The following is a 1,192-nucleotide window of genomic DNA, read 5'->3' on the forward strand; positions in this document are numbered from 1 at the left end:
TTCGGATTTTGCGCTTTAATAATAAAACTCAGAAATAAAAATAGTGATATTCAGATGTGTTTTTTCATAATCTTATGTGAGAATGATTCAATAAACAATCTTCAACTATTATATTAATTGGGGTTGTTTATTTTTATTGCTTAATCATTAAGTATTCCCCAGTATGTATACTAGCAGGGGTTGGCGCAGGATCTCCTTCTTTACGAATTATAAATCCATCCCAAAATATTTTAACTCGTAAAGCATCAACACCATTTACCGTTGTTTTACGTATGTCTAAACCCGCAATATTAGGTGATTTATTATCTACAAAACTAAGACGTAGACGCTTTTCTGTTGGGGAACAACTCGGGCAGCCTAACTGAGTGCCTATGATAATTCTATTTCCTGTTATTCTATGATTAATCTCTTCATCTGTATAGTTGACATTAATATTTGCTAATGTATTGCCTTTTTCTACTCCATCCTTTATAAATTGAAACTCTCCAACAATAAGGTCAGTATAATAATATCCATATGATTTTATTTTTTTCTTTAATACAAATTTTAAGGATGTGTTTCCATTTGAGTATAAATATGTGCCATCATAGCCATCAAGTACACCACTGACGTCTTTGTAATAGGCTCCTTGAGGTTTCCCTCTTGTTGGTTCTGAAATATCGTAAACTGGCGATTGAGCTGAACAAGCAGTTAAGAATAAGAAAAAAGTGAAATAGTGAATGTATGTTTTCATAATTGTCTATTTAGTTACAAGGGGTTTGGGTTACTATTGAATTATTTAAAGTAAGTTTGTCAAAATGGTCTGTGGTAGCATCAGCTTTAAAAAGCACTATTCCAAAATCTTTAAACTGCTCTAAAAAACTTTTCTCTAAATTTCCATTGCTTTTGGCATAGATTTCTGCTTGATCTTTATGAATTTTTTTAATACGATCATTTTCATTTTGAAATTTGGAATAATTGGGGTCGTTCCACACATTATTTATCTGCGTCCGTAATGATTCTATATTTTCTATTTTTAGCATGTAAGTATTCGTGTTTCCTGCAGCGTCCTTAACAACTAAACCATTAAAAGCCTCTTGTTTTCTAATAGAACTAGCCTCATCGTAAACATTCAGCAAGAAACGAATATCTTGAAAAGAAAACATAGCATAACCATCTGAGGGATGAGAATGTAATCCACCGACGTAACTGG

Annotated in this window: 2 protein-coding genes; both read right to left on the bottom strand. The window is 32.1% G+C overall.

All coding sequences use genetic code 11. The annotated features are described in order from the left end of the window. Positions 1-133 precede the first annotated feature (133 nt). Entirely contained in the window at positions 134-733 is a 600-nt protein-coding gene (locus BUB42_RS16050; RefSeq protein WP_073022177.1) for a DUF6705 family protein, read from the bottom strand. 10 nt (positions 734-743) lie between these two features. Beyond that, a partial coding sequence (locus BUB42_RS16525) for a hypothetical protein (RefSeq protein WP_170857249.1) occupies positions 744-1,192 on the bottom strand: 449 nt, incomplete at its 5' end.

This window comes from Flavobacterium micromati (genome assembly GCF_900129585.1).
Taxonomy (GTDB): Bacteria; Bacteroidota; Bacteroidia; order Flavobacteriales; family Flavobacteriaceae; genus Flavobacterium; species Flavobacterium micromati.